The organism is Streptomyces sp. SID12501 (genome assembly GCF_010550245.1).
Classification (GTDB): domain Bacteria; phylum Actinomycetota; class Actinomycetes; order Streptomycetales; family Streptomycetaceae; genus Streptomyces.
This window is the reverse complement of the sequence record NZ_JAAGLU010000665.1, coordinates 1-439: the sequence shown is the minus strand read 5'-3', so window position 1 is coordinate 439 and position 439 is coordinate 1. Positions and strand designations below refer to the sequence as shown.

Below are 439 nucleotides of genomic sequence, written 5' to 3'. Positions count from 1 at the left end.
CCGTTCGTCATCGCCTGGAGCATCGCCACGATCTCCGGCCCGCGCACCTCACCGACCACGATCCGCGCCAGCGTCATCCGCAACGCCCGGTACATCAGGTCCATCAGCGTGATCTCACCCGCGCTGTGCCCGTCGACCCGCTCCCCGTACGACTGCCGCGCCTCCATCGGCACGACCTGCCGGTGGAACCCGTTCTCATGGGCGAACAGCTCGTACTCCGTCTCCAGCGTCGCGAACCGCTCGTCCGGGTCGATCTCCTTCAGCAGCGACCGCAGCAGCGTCGTCTTCCCCGCCGCCTGACCCCCGACGATCATCACGTTCTTCTCGGCCCGCACACAGGCCCGCAGGAACGCCTCCAGCGTCGGGTCGATCATCCCCAGGCCCACCAGGTCACCCAGGTCCGCGTGCCGCATGCTGTGCCGGCGGATCGTCACATACG

General features: G+C 68.3%; 1 protein-coding gene. It reads right to left on the bottom strand.

What is annotated here, in order from left to right:
- Positions 1 to 439 (bottom strand): ATPase, T2SS/T4P/T4SS family (locus G3I71_RS47805; RefSeq protein WP_164325228.1); only part of this gene is annotated, 439 nt, incomplete at both ends.